This is a genomic window from Novisyntrophococcus fermenticellae (assembly GCF_018866245.1).
Lineage (GTDB): Bacteria > Bacillota > Clostridia > Lachnospirales > Lachnospiraceae > Novisyntrophococcus > Novisyntrophococcus fermenticellae.
In genome coordinates, this window is sequence record NZ_CP076458.1 from 2,945,240 (window position 1) to 2,960,491 (window position 15,252).

Consider the following 15,252-nt stretch of genomic DNA (forward strand, 5'->3'; position numbering starts at 1 on the left):
TTTATCCCTTCTTTCGATATCTATCCTTTTCAATATCCCTGTGTTCCAGGCGGATACCGTAACCTTCTCCTTTTTTCAGACGCCCATAAAGCTCCCGGGCCAGTGTTACGGATCGATGCTTTCCCCCTGTACACCCTACCGCTATTATCAATTGGTTCTTTCCTTCGGCAATGTAATTCGGAATCAGAAAGCGTATCATATCCTCCAGCTTATCAGCAAATATCCTGGCTGTGTCAAATCCCATAACATAATTTTGTACTTCCTCATCCAAGCCGCTTAAAGGCCGAAGTTTATCTATATAATAAGGATTCGGAAGAAAACGCACATCAAAGACAAGGTCGGAATCCGATGGAATGCCATACTTAAAGCCAAACGACAGAACCGTAATTATGAGATTATTAAATTTCTGTTCCTGAACAAATATCTTGTCCAGCCCTGCTTTTAGTTCCCTTGTCAAAAGCTGGCTTGTATCAATGATATAATCAGCCTGTACTTTCAGGAAGGCCAGGCGTCTCCTCTCTTTTTGAATCCCCACGTCCACGCGGCCTTCTCCGGCCAGAGGATGTGTACGTCGTGTCTCTTTATACCGCTTAACCAGAACTTGATCTTCCGCATCTAAAAACAGTATTTCGTATTTGATGCCATTTATACTCATATGCTCCAGCACGGTCTGCAGATCCTCGAGTGCCTGACCATTTCGGATATCGATTCCCAAAGCCACCTGCCGGATTTTGCCCTCCTCACCGCTCATTGTAAGCTGAGCCAGCTTCTCCACAAGAGAAATCGGCAGATTATCCACGCAGAAATATCCCGCATCCTCCAACATTTTCAAAGCCGTACTCTTTCCTGCACCGGACATTCCTGTTACAATTACAAAATGCATCGGAAACACTCTCCTCCGTTAAAATCTTCCTAATAGCTTTACCTCTGGTTCGAGCTTTACACCAAACTTTTCAAATACAATTCTCCGGACGTCCTGCATCAGCTGATAAACCTCAGATGCACTTGCATGATCTTTATTAATTACAAAACCACAGTGTTTTTCAGATACACAGGCACCCCCGACACAGTACCCTTTAAGGCCTGCGTCCATGATAAGCTTTCCGGCAAAATATCCTTCCGGGCGCTTGAAGGTACTTCCGGCACTGGGATATTCAAGCGGTTGTTTCTGGGCTCTTCTCTGCTGCAAATCGTCCATCACTATGCGGATTTCTTCCCGTTTTTGTTCCTTTAGCTGAATTACTGCTTCCAATACAATATAATCTTCTTCTTTTATCACGCTGGTACGGTAACCAAGATGAAGTTCGTCCTCCTGAAGCGTTTTAACTTCACACTCCCTGTCAAGTACTGTCACCTGTTTGAGAACCTGCTTCATCTCGCCGCCATAGGCTCCTGCATTCATCGTGACGGCTCCGCCCAGCGTCCCCGGAATACCTGCTGCGAATTCAAAGCCGCCCAACCCCTCTTCAAGAGCCCTGCCGGCAATCTTTGACAGAAGGGCTCCGGCCTGAGCTCTGATCTGATTACCTTCCACTATTATATCATTGTAGTTTCTGAACATCTGTAGTATGACACCGTCATAGCCCTCATCGCTGACAAGCAGATTGCTGCCATTGCCCACAACAAAAAAAGGAAGGTCATACTTCCTACAGACCTTCAGTACCTGCTGAACTTCCAAAATGGTACCGGGACAGATATAGTATCTTGCCGGCCCGCCCACACGAAATGTGGTGTGCTTTCCCATCAGCTCCTGTGTTTTTACCTGATCTTTTCCTACGATTTCACTAAAGCGTTCACTGATATTATCCACTATAAACCTCACCTGTTTTTAATACATGATACAAAGGAACATCCATTGGATGTTCAGCACCCTAAAAAAGTTATTTAATGTCGGCTATACTAGTATCATTCATATTATACTATTGCCGCATTAAAAGTGCAACAATAAAAGCAGCATCGTGTAATCGTCCACAATGCTGCAGCTTTTATTATTCTTTCATTTTGGGTTTAAACACCAGGCTGGCGAGATAGCCGAAGATGAGGGCTCCGCTGATTCCTACTGCACTTGCCTTGAAACCACCTGTGAAAAGACCCAGGAAACCTTTTGCATCTACGGCATCTTTTACACCTTGAAAAAGAAGATGTCCAAATCCAAGGAGAGGTACACTGGCCCCTGCACCTGCATATTTGGCAAACGGGTCATAGATTTTAAGAAAGCTCAAAGCCGCTCCTGCACAGACCAGAAGTACCATGACACGGCCGGGCATCATCTTCGTCTTTTCCAACAGAATCTGGCAAAGTGCACAGATGAGTCCCCCTACCCAAAATGCATTGATATAGTCCATTACACTCACTCCTTTCCTGCGTGTTCCAAAATCACACCCTGGGCAATTCCCGGAACCGACTTTCCTTCATAAAAACTTACTTTCGACATCAATGCTCCCGTAGGAACAAAAAGAATCCTTTTCCATTCTCCTGATTCTAATTTAGGAAGCAAGGTGGATGCAAGAACAGTTGCCGCACAGCCGCATCCGCTTCCGCCCGCATTCGTGTCCTGTGTATTTGGATCGAAAATCAGCATGCCGCAGTCCAGGTAGTTTCCTGCAATATCGTAACCCTTCTTTTTCATGAGTTCTAAAAGTATTTCCTTGCCTATGGAGCCTAGATCTCCGGTGATAATCCGGTCGTAATCCTCAGGTTTTCTTTCAAAATCGGCCAGATTTTGTGCAATGGTGTCGGCAGCAGCCGGAGCCATACAGCCTCCCATGTTCTGAGAATCTTTTAACCCATAATCCACAATTTTCCCAGAGGTTATACCACTGATTTTTACATTACTCTTTTCCGACGAGACGATGCAGGCACCGCTTCCCGTTACCGTCCAGCTTGAAGACGGCGGTCTTTGATTTCCATAGGCCAATGGAAAACGAAATTCTTTTTCAACGCTGGCGAAGTGACTGGAAGTCATGGATAATACGTAGTTTGCATATCCGCCTGCAACGGCCATTGCCCCCAGGGAAAGGGCTTCACCTATGGTAGAACAAGCTCCGTAAAGTCCGTAGAGCGGACGGTTCAAATCTACCAGTCCAAAGCAGGAAGCTATGGATTGAGCCAACAAATCACCTGCGAATATCATACGGATATCCTCTGCCTTGCGTCCACATTTTTCCAATACCAGTTTGGCTGCCTTAATCTGCATCTCGCTCTCGGCTTCTTCCCAGCTTTTCTGTCCAAACATAGGGTCTTGTTCTATCTTATCGAAGTTCTCTCCCAGGGGCCCTTCCCCCTCTTTCTGCCCGACTATGGAAGCTGCACCGAGAATATACACATCTCTTTCAAATTCTGTACTTTGTTTGCCTTTTATCTGGCTCATATCTAAGACATTCCACCTTTCTTTTACTGAACAAGAAGTTCCTTCATGGTTGTAGTATTCGAAGTTCTCTTTGAAAATATGCGTTTAAACCACTCCCAAAGCCTTCAGAATCCAGTAGATCAGTCCCAGTACCCAGCTGGTAAATACTCCATACAAAATCACAGGACCGGCAATATTAAAAATCTTACAGCCCACACCAAATACCTGTCCTTCTTTTTGATATTCTATGGCAGGCGCCGCCACTGAATTGGCAAATCCTGTGATGGGAACCAGTGCCCCGGCACCTGCAAAACTGACCAGTTTCTGATATAAATTGAAGCCTGTAAACAGAACACTCAAAAAGATCAAAGTCAAAGAACACCAGTTACCGGCCGTTTCTTTGTCCATGCCAAGACTTTTACAGTAGTTTAAGATTCCCTGTCCTAATACACATATCAGGCCCCCAATAATAAATGCCTTCAGCATCTGAATAAAAAGATTCCTGGTAGGCGTTACCTGACTTACATACTGCTCATACTCTTTTTTCTTATCTTCGTCCTTAATACTTCCCATATCTCTTTGTACCTTCTTTCCGCTAAATTAGTTTGCCCAGCCTTTATAAAAGTATAACAAGGAGCCCAATGTTTTTCCGACGGCCATACAGATGATGATAAACGGTGCTCCTCTGGTCAGCCCTATACGTCTGCACAGGATTGCAAAGATATCGACGACCTCACCCAGCGCTATCACCCAGCTTCCCAGATAAATTCCCGCAAACAACCCATAGAGTGCCAGTCCGAAAGTTCCAAAAGGCAGGTGCCCTTGCCACAGGTAAACAAAATTTCCTGCCACTGCACCCAGAATGCAGCAATTTTCATACCAACGCACCCGACTGGCTGTCCTGGTGATTCCGGCATATCTCGGTACAATACCTATGCTTATAATAAAGGCTACTGTTCCGCTGGCTATGATAAATCCGGCCATCAGTCCTAAAATCCCCATCAGAAATTGCTGCCACATCATGTCTCTTTGCCCTCCCGGTCACTTGTCTCAATTATCGTGGTATCTACATCATCCTCGTATAACCGCATCTGTACTTCCAGAGGCGTCGGATCTTGCGTCAGCTTTCTTTTACCAAAATGGTTGAAATAAAAAATAACTCCTATTCCTATCCCTATGGAATAGGTGACCTCCAGGATGGTAAACCCGGAGGAACTCTCTCCGGTAAACATCTGATAGATGTTTTGAAATAATTTGTCCACCGATACATCCGTGTTGAATGTCATAATTGAAAATGCAGTTCCAAAGAATGTGAGCAGACTGACAACAATCGTTTTCACCCAACTGACTATGGTGTTCTTTCCATTTGGATCCTCAAACGTAATTACAAAATTAGCTTCTCCAATATGGCATACATCCACGTCGTCCTCTTCTTTTTCAATTTCACGTATGATATCAGTGACCGCCAGAACATATCTGCCATATTTCTCTTTTGGCAAGGAGATAACCTTTCGGTTCAAATTCCGTTTTAATACCTTTGTATCGGCACAGCTCAAGTTTGCTATATCACCAAGACAAACTTCCTCTTTTATGACCTTTATATTTTTATCTGTCTGCATATAAAGTGTTTTACTCATTTAAGCCACTTCCCTGTCTATCCTGTTTATACATAGACTTAGTATGGCAATTCCTTCAATAAATATTCGTTACAATTCAAACCTCACCCCGTAACCGGTTTAATATTCTTTTCTCCATTCTGGATACCTGGACCTGTGAGATGCCCAACATTCCGGCAATATATGACTGCGTATAGTCACAAAAATATCTCAGATAAATAATCTGACGTTCTTCCGGCTCCAGCTTTTTCAATATTTCTTCTAAAAGCATGCGGTCCACCAGCCTGTCTCCCTCACAGACAGGCTCTTCTATCTTATCCATCAGTGACACATCATTGCCTTCTCCCTGATAAATGATTTTATGCAGAGATTCTACCTCAGCACCGGCATCTAACGCCATGGCTAACTCCTCCACTGACTGCTGTATTTCTTCTGCGATTTCATTTAAGCTTGGTTCACGCCCAAGTCTGCGCTCCAGGATTTCCCTTGCAGTGTATGCTTTAAACGCTGTTTCTTTTAAAGAGCGGCTGACCTTAATCATACCGTCATCTCTTAAAAATCTTTTTATTTCCCCTGTGATCATAGGAACTGCATAAGTGGAGAATTTAACATCGAATCCCACATCAAATTTATCAATTGCTTTTAGTAACCCGATGCTTCCTATCTGCACCAGATCTTCCATCTCCGCTCCCCGGTTTCTAAACCTCTTGACTACGCTGTATACCAGCCCCAGGTTCTGTTCTACTAAGGTATCTCTCGCCTCTTTATCCCCCGTATGTGCCCGTTCTATCAACATAAGGGTATGATCCATGGGGTCCTCCTATTCAAAGGGACTGCTGCCGCAGCCGACATGCTTCATCATATGCACCTGAGTGCCCGCTCCCGGTTCAGAGACCACCGTCACCTCATCCATAAAAGCCTCCATAAAAGCAAATCCCATACCTGAGCGTTCCATCTCCGGTTTTGTGGTAAATAACGGCTCCATGGCTTTCGCTACATCCTCTATTCCCTTCCCATAATCAATCACCGTCACATACAAATCATGTTCAATAATCTTGCATTCTATCCGAATTTTATGTACGCCCTCGTCATATGCATGAATGATGGCATTCGTAATAGCCTCTGATACTGCTGTCTTCAAATCCGCCACCTCTTCAAGTGTGGGGTTCATCTGCGTACAAAACGCCGCTACTGCCACTCTTGCAAACCCTTCGTTGCAGGAACGGCTGTCAAATTCAATTACCATTTCATTGGTGTTTTCCATCGTTAATAATAACCTCCTTATAATCTGTTATTTTGGGTTACACAATCCTAATTTTTCTTTAATTCTATGGGAATCACTTTGTAAATTCCCGAAAGCTGAAGGATTTTTGCGACTCTCTCTTTTACATGAACTGCTCTTACCGACCCTCCCATCTGGTTCATACTTCGATATCTTCCCATGATCATACCTATACCTGAACTATCCATAAACCGGGTATCACCAAAGTCAAAAATAACTTCACGAATTCTCTGACTCTCCAGAATCCGTTCAGAACCCTCCCTGATTTTTTCTGCGCTGTGGTGATCCAGCTCTTCAGGAATTCTGATTGTTAGTATGCTCCCCTTTACCTGAAATAATTCCTCCATTTTATACCCCTTTCCTTATTTATTTCGATACAGAAAACCTGCCACCGGCAGCTTTCCTTGCATACTTTGGTATACAAAGGCGGGGACGCGTATTTTTACGCATCCCCGCCTCAGAGGTTTCTCTTAATCAATCCGTAAGTATAAAACTATTCCCCGTCAGGAACACCTCCCGTAGTATCATCTCCTATATCTTCCCCATCATCATTGCCTGTGTCTTCCGTAGTCGTATCTCCTGTAGTGCCCCCAAGCTGTTTAATAAAGTTCTGGGCACTGGCAGCACGTTTTGTTTTTGGAAACTTGGATATTATTTCCTGAAAATTGGCTATCGCATTCTGGGTGTCACCCGCATAACGGTAAGAATGTGCCAGCAAGTTCAACACTGTGAAATCATCCGCATTCATCTCTTTTGCTTTTGACAATTTATCAATTGCTGTTACATAATCTGCATTGTCAAAAGACTCCTGACCGTCTTTAAGCAGCTGTTTAAACATCGTGGTCTGGATATTACCGTAAATCTTGTCATAGACAGCCTTTGCATCCACAGAGAGCAGCTCTGTATTCATACCTTCGAGTGCCTTGGCCGCCTGGTCATATTTTTCACTGTTATAGGCAGAAAATGCCTTAATCAAGTTTTCATAAGCAGCTGTCTTTTCCCCTGCTTCACTAATCTGCTGCTGTGCAGAGGCCACTGTATTGTCCGACTCTTCAATCTGCCTCTTTAAGTCTGTAATCTGTGTCTCCTGGCTCGCCATCGTGTTGCTGTATTCCACTATTTTTTCATTGGCACCACGGTTTATTCCCTGTTTCAACGATGGAACCACCAGAAACCATACGACCAGTCCACCCACTACCAGACCCAGCCCGATATTTAAAAGTGTAGCGGCTACAGAACTTTCACGAAAAGTAGGCGTCTGAATCACCGTCATATTTTCCATAGGTTCTTCTTGGGCCAGTTCTCCCTTTCTGGACTTGAAAAATCGTCTGGGTTCCAGGCTGGTTACTGTACCGGTCTGTTCATCCACCTCTTTCAGGAATCGCAGCGAAGTGGAATTCGTCTTATCAATACGCATTGCTTTCTTTAATATTTTACGGGCTTTTTCGTATTCTTCCCTTTTTAAATAGATCAGAGCCAGCAGATGGCAGCCTTTTATAAGCTTTGGGTTCTGGTTCAATATTTTTTTCAGCTGAATAGCCGCTACATCTTCGTTGCCTTCCCTGCAGCATTTCAATGCAGTGTTATATTTCTTGATTGTCTGATTAATCATGTCCAGTTTTGCCGGTTCCGCCTGCAGTTTCTGAATATACTCTGTTGCCATATTCTGTTCCGGCAGAATATTCTTACTGATAATCCATTCACTTAAGGCCGCTACTGCCTCACCGGTTTCAAAATAAACCAGTCCCAGAAGGTTTCTGGCCGGTATGTTCAGTTTGTTATACCTCAAACTCTGCTTTAATAAATCAATGGCACCGGACAAGTCTCTGATTTCCGCTTTATCCAACCCCTGATTATAATACAGGACAGAAAGCTGGAGCGCTTTTCTTTGAACACCCAGATCAAATCCACATACCGGACAAACTTGAGCACCGCTGACCGCAGCACCGCAATTCATACAATTCATAGTGACTCCTTTGATTCCTGGTCATTACGTGTTTTCAGCATCTCCTTGAGAATGTCAATGACATCTGTCAAATCCCGGCTGTATATGGCACTTTCAACTTCATCCACATCCAGAAGCGGCTTAAATTTCTTTAACTCTTCCTCATAATTAATCATTCTTTCCTCCATGGGCAGCTAGTACCCCGCCCTGCTGCCAAGATAGTTTTTCAGTTCTCCGGCCAGATATAGGGATCCTACACAGAACAGCATGCCATCTCCTTTTTCACGATATGCAGCTTCGAAAGCATGTCCCACATCCGGTTCTGACATCACCCGATGACATCCTGATTCAAGAAACAACTGAGCGAGTTCCTCTGCCGGAACACCCCGGCTGCCCCCTATACAAGTGGTAATCACCTGTTCCGGGCGAATACCTGCTTCTATTTCCTGAATCATGTCTTTATATCGTTTATCATGGACAGCAGAAAACAATATCGTTATTTTATGACTGTTCTGAAAACTACGGACAGTCTTTACAAATTCGGCTACTCCATCTTCATTGTGAGCCCCATCTATAATCACACCCGGCAATACCGTCTCCATCCGGCCGGGCCACCTCGCGGCTGCTATCCCCTCCGCCAGGACATTCTTCGGAATATGATGCACTGGCTCCAGATTCCGCATGGTAAAATAAGCCAGTGCGGCATTCATCATCTGATATCTCGCTATATAAGGAATTTGTAACTGCACAGTCTCGTTTTCATATTGGAAATCAAATGTAATGCCTGCTTTTGTCTGTGTCTTCACCGTATACATATCCGGTTTTAATTCATAGGAAGGACTGCATGACGCACCAGCCTGTCCGGCGATGACCTCTGACGCCTCCTTGCTATGTCCATCATAGATAACAGGCACCTCCGGCTTTATGATTCCGGCTTTCTCACCTGCGATTTCGGAAATGGTCTCTCCGAGATATTCTGTATGATCTCTGCTGATGGATGTGATGATACAGGCCAATGGCTTTTCCACCACATTCGTGGCATCCAGCCGCCCGCCCAATCCGGTCTCAAGTATCACATACTCCGTATGCTTCTTTTTAAAAATATACATTCCCATCAGGAACAGCATTTCAAAATAGCTGGGATGTACACTTCCATCAGCTATAAACCCATCCACCACCTTTTTTGTCTCCGCAAAAGCTTCGAGAAACAGAGCATCATCTACCATTTCCTGGTTGATCATGTATCGTTCGTTAATTTTAATCAGATGGGGTGAGGTAAACAATCCACAGCTGCAGCCACCCATCAAAAGCATAGAATTCAGATAGGAGCAAACACTTCCCTTTCCGTTAGTTCCTGCCACGTGTATAATTTTCAGTCTCTTATGAGGATCACCCATACGGCGCAGCAATTCTCTGGTGTGTTCAGGTGGATTTTTAGTCGTAAACTTTGGTATTTCTTCTATATAGTTAACCGCTTCTGTATAATTCAAACTTTTACTCCTGTTTCTTCCTTTCCCCTTCGGGCAAAAACTCAGAACCTCCGGTTCTTCGTTAACTTATCGGGTGAAAACAAATGTCTCCTTCGGAGCCGCTTGTTTTCCTTCCTTTCCCCTTCGGGCAAAAACTCAGAACCTCCGGTTCTTCGTTAACTTATCGGGTGAAAACAAATGTCTCCTTCGGAGCCGCTTGTTTTCCTTCCTTTCCCCTTCGGGCAAAAACTCAGAACCTCCGGTTCTTCGTTAACTTATCGGGTGAAAACAAATGTCTCCTTCGGAGCCGCTTGTTTTCCTTCCGATAAGTTACATTATAATATAGTAGTAAAATATGTCCATAGTTTTTTGGTTTTTTTCTTCGACACTTTTTCCTGTTTGTGACAGGAATCGTTTTGTGGTGTCGTTTCCGGGTATTCCCGGGTATGCTTTAGGGGTTAGTGTCAGCAGGTTGTTCGGGTGGTGTATCTGTTCCTTCTGGGTTTGCAGAGGGTGTCAGTGTATCCTGGGGTAATGGTGATGGGGTCGGTATAGCAAGTGGTTCTTTGAAGATAATTGCAGCAGAGCGGGAAAGTACTTTCTTGGTCGAAGAATTGCTTTGCTGTGCAACATCTATTTTATCCCCTTCCTTCAGTTCCACATCCTTCACCAGGAGTTGTGTATTACTGATGAAGATTGTCCCCTCCGCAAGCTCTTCATTCACCTCCAGCTTACTGGATGCCGTGAAGTTTTCACCGGTGACGGAATAGGTTCCGTCCGCAATTTTGGATACCTCGCCTATGGTGACTGGTAATACCCCCAGAGTCATATCACTTTTCGTATAAGGATTCTCTCCGCCGTAGGCATATTTCTTCCCATAAAGCAAATCATATTGTAATGCTTCCAGATCCACCTGATAGTTCTTTGTGTTTCTGCGTGCCTGATGGTACCGGAAGATGGTTCCGTCATGAATTCCTATGCGATTGAACACCTCAGCCGCCATTTGGTAGGCCGACAGATTCTTATCCTTTTTCTCAAGCCCCATGTTGTCCCACATGACATACTGCGTCTGGAAAAGGTAACGGTTTTTTACATCTTTAATCTCCAGACCCATAGTAGGAAGGTGGTCTCCATACATAACCAAAATTACGGGTTCAGGATAATTTGCCAGAGTATCCGTGAGATTCTTAACAAATTGATCCATCTCGTGAATTTCATTCACATAATACTCCCAGGAATAATTATTCTTCTCCTTGTCATCAGCTCCTGTTACTGTGATTTCGGGATTCTCCAAAATAGGTTCCGTGGGATAGTCTCCATGTCCCTGCACGGAAACCGTATATACATAGTCGGGGCCTTCTGAAGAGCCCAGACATTTTACAATTTCATCAGTAAGTATATGATCCTTGACCCAGCCTGTCTCTGTGGTATCCGAGATATCCGGCATGTATTCCTCTGAGGTGAAAGAATCAAAGCCCAGCATAGGGAATACGGATTTTCTGGAATAGAAATTTGCCTCGTTATTATGGATGGCATGGGTCGCATATCCCAGATTCTTCAATACATATGGCGCACTTTCGCATGTTGTATCCTTTAAAATAGTTTTATAGGGATATTCTCCAGGTCCAAAATAACGGAGGCTCATGCCGGTGATTGATTCAAATTCTGTATTTGCAGTACCTGCTCCAACAGCGGGAACCCGAAAATAGCCCGAAGAGTAGTCTCTCATCAACTGCCGGAAATTAGGAATCGGATCCTCTGAGATATTCAGGAAGTTTACCAGCTCAGGATCAAAAAAAGATTCTAACTGTAAAAATATTATATTTGGCTGCTTCTCCAACAATGAGTCCTTCGTATCGCCCTCGCTCTTTACAATATTATCAATCAGATTTTCAGAATAACCGTTGGGCTCAGAGATTCCTGTGTCAAAGAGCGTAACGGCCAGACAATAAGGATATCCATAATCCTGATACGCAAATGCAATATTTCCAAAGTAATTGGATAGGATTCGCTTTTCCAGCACCACTTTTGTAGCTCCGGAAAACAGCAGAACGGTTCCAATAACCAGAGAAAGATTTACCACCCAATGAATTTTTCCCCTGAACTTAGGGCCCTTTACCCACAGCCATACAAAGAACAGCAGAAGTAGTACCAGCAGGATAACTACAAACACAAGCATGGTGGGTGATAAATACTTATTCATGATTTTAGCCGCGTCACTTAACAGCTTTAAATCAGGACCCGTAAAGGGAGTTACACGGTTTGCCAACAGCACTCCATTGATAATTCCAAGAATAAGCCAGAATGCACCTACGATAAGGCGTACCAACGTTCTCCTTCGAAACAGATATGCAATCATTGAAGTTGTAAAAATCAAAAATGCATTGTACAAAAATACCCAGGGACGACTAATCATATAGACCCATGCATCCGCCAATGAGTGGCGGGATATGGCCTCAATGACAAAGTAAAGCATACAGCAGCCCAGGGCCTGCAGAAGCAGTGAAATCCTGTTGCAAAAAGCGGACACTTTCTGCCAGTTAATCTTTTTTAATATCTTCATAATAATCTCCTCGTTGGAACAGCCTCCACACTATCAGGAAATCTGTGTCAGCCGCTCCTTCACCTGTTCCATCATCTTCCGATAATTTTCCAGCTTATCTTTCTCTTCCTGCACCTTAGCAGCCGGTGCCTTGTTTACGAACTTTTCATTCTTAAGCATACCTTCTGAACGTGCAATTTCCTTGCTAAGGCGCAGTTCTTCTTTTTCCAGACGCTCCATCTCTTTTTCGATATCCACAAGCTCCGCAAACGGAATATAAAGCGTGGCATTCGGAATCACCGCCGAAATTGCATCCTCCGCAATCCCTTCTTTGTTTGCATATATCAGAACTTCACTGGCGCCTGAAAGTGTTGCAAAAAAGACCTTACCCGTCTCAAACACGTTCCTGACTTTACACTCCTCAGATACCACGTATACGGATGCTTTTTTGCTTGGCGGTACATTCATCTGTGTCCGAACCGTACGTACGCCGCGGACTGCTTCTTTTATCATCTCCACTGCATCCTCCTCATCCTGATAGCTCCAGGCCTGCTTCCATTCGGGCCAGGCCGAGGTCATAATGGTCTCTTCATTCGGGTTTAAGGTACAGTAAATCTCTTCTGTAATAAATGGCATGTAGGGATGCAGCATCTTCAGCGCGTTTCCAAGCACTGTCTTCAAGGTCCAGAGGGCAGCAGCCTTTGTGGTGTCTGTCTCACTGTAAAGGCGTGGCTTTACCATCTCAATATACCAGTCACAGAATTCCTCCCAGATGAAATCATACACCTTTGAAACAGCAATTCCCAGTTCAAACTTCTCCAGGTTGTCCGTTACCTCCTGTGTCAGTTTATTAACTTTACTGAGTATCCACTTGTCAGAACTAGTTAACTTTTGTTCAGCAATCGTGTCGGACACCTCGGCTTTTTCCAGATTCATCAGAATAAATCTGGATGCATTCCATACCTTGTTGGCAAAATTCCGGCTTGCCTCCACACGCTCCCAATAAAAGCGCATATCATTTCCGGGAGCATTCCCTGTAATCAGTGTCAGGCGCAGTGCATCCGCACCGTATTTGTCGATAACCTCCAGAGGATCAATTCCATTTCCGAGCGATTTACTCATCTTACGGCCTTCGGAATCCCGCACAAGTCCGTGAATCAGCACATGATCAAATGGAGATTGGCCAGTCTGCTCAAGCCCTGAGAAGACCATACGGATTACCCAAAAGAAAATAATATCATATCCTGTCACCAGTACATTCGTAGGATAGAAGTACCCCAGTTCCGGCGTCTTATCCGGCCAGCCCAACGTTGAGAACGGCCACAGGGCAGAACTGAACCAGGTGTCCAGTGTGTCCGGATCCTGCGTCAGATGCGTGCTGCCGCATGCCGGGCACTTTTGAGGAGCTCCACCTCTTTGTACTATCACTTCACCGCATGCATCACAATCGTATGCGGGAATTCTATGTCCCCACCACAACTGACGGGAAATACACCAGTCACGAATATTCTCCAGCCAGTGCAGATAAGTCTTATCAAAGCGCTCCGGCACAAAGGTCAAGTCTCCATCTTTCAGCGTCTGAATGGCCGCATCCCCCATCTCCTTCATCTTTACGAACCACTGGGGCTTGATCATCGGCTCAATTGTGGTCTTGCACCGGTCGTGGATACCTACCGCATGTACATGGTCTGTCACCTTCACTAAAAGCCCCTGCGCCTCCAGATCCTCCACCATGGCTTTTCTGGCTTCATAGCGGTCCATCCCTGTATACTTCCCACACAATTCGTTCATAGTGGCGTCATCATTCATAATGTTGATTTCTTCCAGATTATGACGCTTTCCCACTTCAAAATCATTAGGATCATGAGCGGGCGTGATTTTCACACATCCGGTTCCAAACTCCTTGTCCACGTATTCATCTGCAATTACAGGAATTTCCCGGTCTGTAAGCGGCAGCCTGCAGATCTTTCCGATCAGGTCTTTATACCGCTCATCCTCCGGGTTTACAGCAACGGCAGTATCCCCAAGCAGCGTCTCAGGACGGGTCGTTGCGATTTCTACATAGCGCCCCTCTTCTCCTGCAATCGGATATCTGATATGCCAGAAATGTCCGGATTGATCTTCGTGCTCCACTTCTGCATCAGAAATTGAGGTCTGGCATACCGGACACCAGTTGATAATTCTGGAGCCTTTATAGATATAGCCTTTCTCATATAACTTTACAAAGACTTCTTCTACAGCCTTTGAGCAGCCCTCATCCATGGTAAAGCGTTCCCGCTCCCAGTCTGCGGAGGAGCCCATCCTCTTTAGCTGTCCTACGATACGGCTTCCATACTCCTCTTTCCACTCCCAGCAGTACTTCAAGAACTCTTCCCGTCCGATTTCCTCTTTATCGATGCCTTTTTCTTTCAGCATCTCGGTAACCTTTACTTCTGTTGCAATCGCTGCATGATCTGTACCAGGCTGCCACAGAGCCTCATATCCCTGCATTCTCTTAAAGCGAATCAGGATATCCTGCATGGTATTATCCAGTGCATGCCCCATATGCAGCTGCCCCGTAACATTTGGCGGCGGCATCACGATCGTAAATGGTTTTTTGTCGGGATTTACTTTTGCATGAAAATAGCCTTTATCAATCCACTTCTGATACAACCTGTCTTCTAAACCTTTGGGATCATAGGTTTTAGCAAGCTCTTTATTCATCTGATTTTCTCCTTTGAGGTCATATTATGCTGCAAGAGGCAAAATAGAAAAGGGAACAAAATTGTGCTAAGCGCAATCTTTGTTCCCACTCATCTTTTATCTGCCCGGCATCGCAGCTTCACACCATAAGGGCGAAGAAACTCCGCGGTACCACCTTTGTTTATCACTTCATTATCCTTTAACGGGGACTGACCGGGAATGCTTACCGGTATGAATTCAGCACTCCAGTTCAAAAGCTACCTTCCGTAACTGCCTTCCGGACAATCTCCCAGCCGATGAATCGTCCTCTCTTCGGGCGGCACTTTTACGTACTCCTCTTTCTCATCACTTTTATCTTTTGTTTATC

15 protein-coding genes and 1 other annotated feature are annotated in these 15,252 nt (G+C 44.7%); all 15 genes read right to left on the reverse strand.

Annotated features, from left to right (window positions below; translation table 11 throughout):
* Nucleotide 1 precedes the first annotated feature (1 nt).
* Nucleotides 2-883 carry an RNase adapter RapZ gene (rapZ, locus tag KNL20_RS13715; protein WP_230398290.1) on the reverse strand — a complete coding sequence of 294 codons (882 nt, stop codon included), beginning with the start codon at nt 881-883 and terminating at the stop codon, nt 2-4.
* Between the two features lie 18 nt (nt 884-901).
* Nucleotides 902-1,810, reverse strand: a complete 909-nt coding sequence (murB, locus tag KNL20_RS13720; protein WP_230398291.1) for a UDP-N-acetylmuramate dehydrogenase — start codon at nt 1,808-1,810, stop codon at nt 902-904.
* A 178-nt stretch (nt 1,811-1,988) separates the two neighbouring features.
* On the reverse strand, nt 1,989-2,345 hold the full coding sequence (locus KNL20_RS13725; protein ID WP_230398292.1) for a SpoVA/SpoVAEb family sporulation membrane protein: 357 nt from the start codon (nt 2,343-2,345) through the stop codon (nt 1,989-1,991).
* A 5-nt stretch (nt 2,346-2,350) separates the two neighbouring features.
* The gene (locus tag KNL20_RS13730; RefSeq protein ID WP_230398293.1) at nt 2,351-3,370 is read right to left on the reverse strand and encodes a stage V sporulation protein AD; all 1,020 of its coding nucleotides are present in this window, start codon (nt 3,368-3,370) and stop codon (nt 2,351-2,353) included.
* Between the two features lie 84 nt (nt 3,371-3,454).
* Nucleotides 3,455-3,922 carry a stage V sporulation protein AC gene (gene spoVAC / locus KNL20_RS13735; protein WP_230398294.1) on the reverse strand — a complete coding sequence of 156 codons (468 nt, stop codon included), beginning with the start codon at nt 3,920-3,922 and terminating at the stop codon, nt 3,455-3,457.
* A 27-nt stretch (nt 3,923-3,949) separates the two neighbouring features.
* Nucleotides 3,950-4,372 (reverse strand): stage V sporulation protein AB, encoded by a 423-nt coding sequence (locus tag KNL20_RS13740; RefSeq protein WP_230398295.1) that lies wholly within the window; start codon nt 4,370-4,372, stop codon nt 3,950-3,952.
* Nucleotides 4,369-4,986, reverse strand: a complete 618-nt coding sequence (locus tag KNL20_RS13745) for a stage V sporulation protein AA (RefSeq protein ID WP_230398296.1) — start codon at nt 4,984-4,986, stop codon at nt 4,369-4,371. The genes KNL20_RS13740 and KNL20_RS13745 overlap by 4 nt, the downstream gene beginning before the upstream one ends.
* A gap of 76 nt (nt 4,987-5,062) precedes the next feature.
* On the reverse strand, nt 5,063-5,776 hold the full coding sequence (locus KNL20_RS13750; protein ID WP_230398297.1) for a SigF/SigG family RNA polymerase sporulation sigma factor: 714 nt from the start codon (nt 5,774-5,776) through the stop codon (nt 5,063-5,065).
* A 9-nt stretch (nt 5,777-5,785) separates the two neighbouring features.
* Complete coding sequence (gene spoIIAB / locus KNL20_RS13755) at nt 5,786-6,229, reverse strand: anti-sigma F factor (protein ID WP_230398298.1); 444 nt, start codon at nt 6,227-6,229, stop codon at nt 5,786-5,788.
* Nucleotides 6,230-6,276: 47 nt separating this feature from the next.
* Complete coding sequence (locus tag KNL20_RS13760) at nt 6,277-6,594, reverse strand: STAS domain-containing protein (protein WP_230398299.1); 318 nt, start codon at nt 6,592-6,594, stop codon at nt 6,277-6,279.
* Between the two features lie 146 nt (nt 6,595-6,740).
* Nucleotides 6,741-8,213, reverse strand: a complete 1,473-nt coding sequence (locus KNL20_RS13765; protein ID WP_230398300.1) for a tetratricopeptide repeat protein — start codon at nt 8,211-8,213, stop codon at nt 6,741-6,743.
* A complete protein-coding gene (locus KNL20_RS13770; protein ID WP_230398301.1) occupies nt 8,210-8,368 on the reverse strand; it encodes a hypothetical protein in 159 nt (52 codons plus the stop codon). The genes KNL20_RS13765 and KNL20_RS13770 overlap by 4 nt, the downstream gene beginning before the upstream one ends.
* An 18-nt stretch (nt 8,369-8,386) precedes the next feature.
* Complete coding sequence (locus tag KNL20_RS13775; RefSeq protein ID WP_230398302.1) at nt 8,387-9,682, reverse strand: bifunctional folylpolyglutamate synthase/dihydrofolate synthase; 1,296 nt, start codon at nt 9,680-9,682, stop codon at nt 8,387-8,389.
* 430 nt (nt 9,683-10,112) lie between these two features.
* Nucleotides 10,113-12,224: an LTA synthase family protein gene (locus KNL20_RS13780; protein WP_230398303.1), complete on the reverse strand. Its 2,112-nt coding sequence runs from the start codon at nt 12,222-12,224 to the stop codon at nt 10,113-10,115.
* Nucleotides 12,225-12,257: 33 nt separating this feature from the next.
* A complete protein-coding gene (locus KNL20_RS13785) occupies nt 12,258-14,906 on the reverse strand; it encodes a valine--tRNA ligase (protein ID WP_230398304.1) in 2,649 nt (882 codons plus the stop codon).
* A 124-nt stretch (nt 14,907-15,030) separates the two neighbouring features.
* Nucleotides 15,031-15,240, reverse strand: a binding site (T-box leader).
* Between the last annotated feature and the right edge of the window lie 12 nt (nt 15,241-15,252).

What these genes read in the sequence shown, in the direction of transcription:
- KNL20_RS13765 (WP_230398300.1), bottom strand. Translation starts at nt 8,213, where the DNA reads ATGAATTGTATGAATTGCGGTGCTGCGGTCAGCGGTGCTCAAGTTTGT.
- KNL20_RS13725 (WP_230398292.1), bottom strand. Translation starts at nt 2,345, where the DNA reads ATGGACTATATCAATGCATTTTGGGTAGGGGGACTCATCTGTGCACTT.
- KNL20_RS13740 (WP_230398295.1), bottom strand. Translation starts at nt 4,372, where the DNA reads ATGATGTGGCAGCAATTTCTGATGGGGATTTTAGGACTGATGGCCGGA.
- KNL20_RS13760 (WP_230398299.1), bottom strand. Translation starts at nt 6,594, where the DNA reads ATGGAGGAATTATTTCAGGTAAAGGGGAGCATACTAACAATCAGAATT.
- KNL20_RS13750 (WP_230398297.1), bottom strand. Translation starts at nt 5,776, where the DNA reads ATGGATCATACCCTTATGTTGATAGAACGGGCACATACGGGGGATAAA.
- KNL20_RS13780 (WP_230398303.1), bottom strand. Translation starts at nt 12,224, where the DNA reads ATGAAGATATTAAAAAAGATTAACTGGCAGAAAGTGTCCGCTTTTTGC.
- KNL20_RS13730 (WP_230398293.1), bottom strand. Translation starts at nt 3,370, where the DNA reads ATGAGCCAGATAAAAGGCAAACAAAGTACAGAATTTGAAAGAGATGTG.
- rapZ (WP_230398290.1), bottom strand. Translation starts at nt 883, where the DNA reads ATGCATTTTGTAATTGTAACAGGAATGTCCGGTGCAGGAAAGAGTACG.
- KNL20_RS13785 (WP_230398304.1), bottom strand. Translation starts at nt 14,906, where the DNA reads ATGAATAAAGAGCTTGCTAAAACCTATGATCCCAAAGGTTTAGAAGAC.
- KNL20_RS13770 (WP_230398301.1), bottom strand. Translation starts at nt 8,368, where the DNA reads ATGATTAATTATGAGGAAGAGTTAAAGAAATTTAAGCCGCTTCTGGAT.
- spoIIAB (WP_230398298.1), bottom strand. Translation starts at nt 6,229, where the DNA reads ATGGAAAACACCAATGAAATGGTAATTGAATTTGACAGCCGTTCCTGC.
- KNL20_RS13745 (WP_230398296.1), bottom strand. Translation starts at nt 4,986, where the DNA reads ATGAGTAAAACACTTTATATGCAGACAGATAAAAATATAAAGGTCATA.
- spoVAC (WP_230398294.1), bottom strand. Translation starts at nt 3,922, where the DNA reads ATGGGAAGTATTAAGGACGAAGATAAGAAAAAAGAGTATGAGCAGTAT.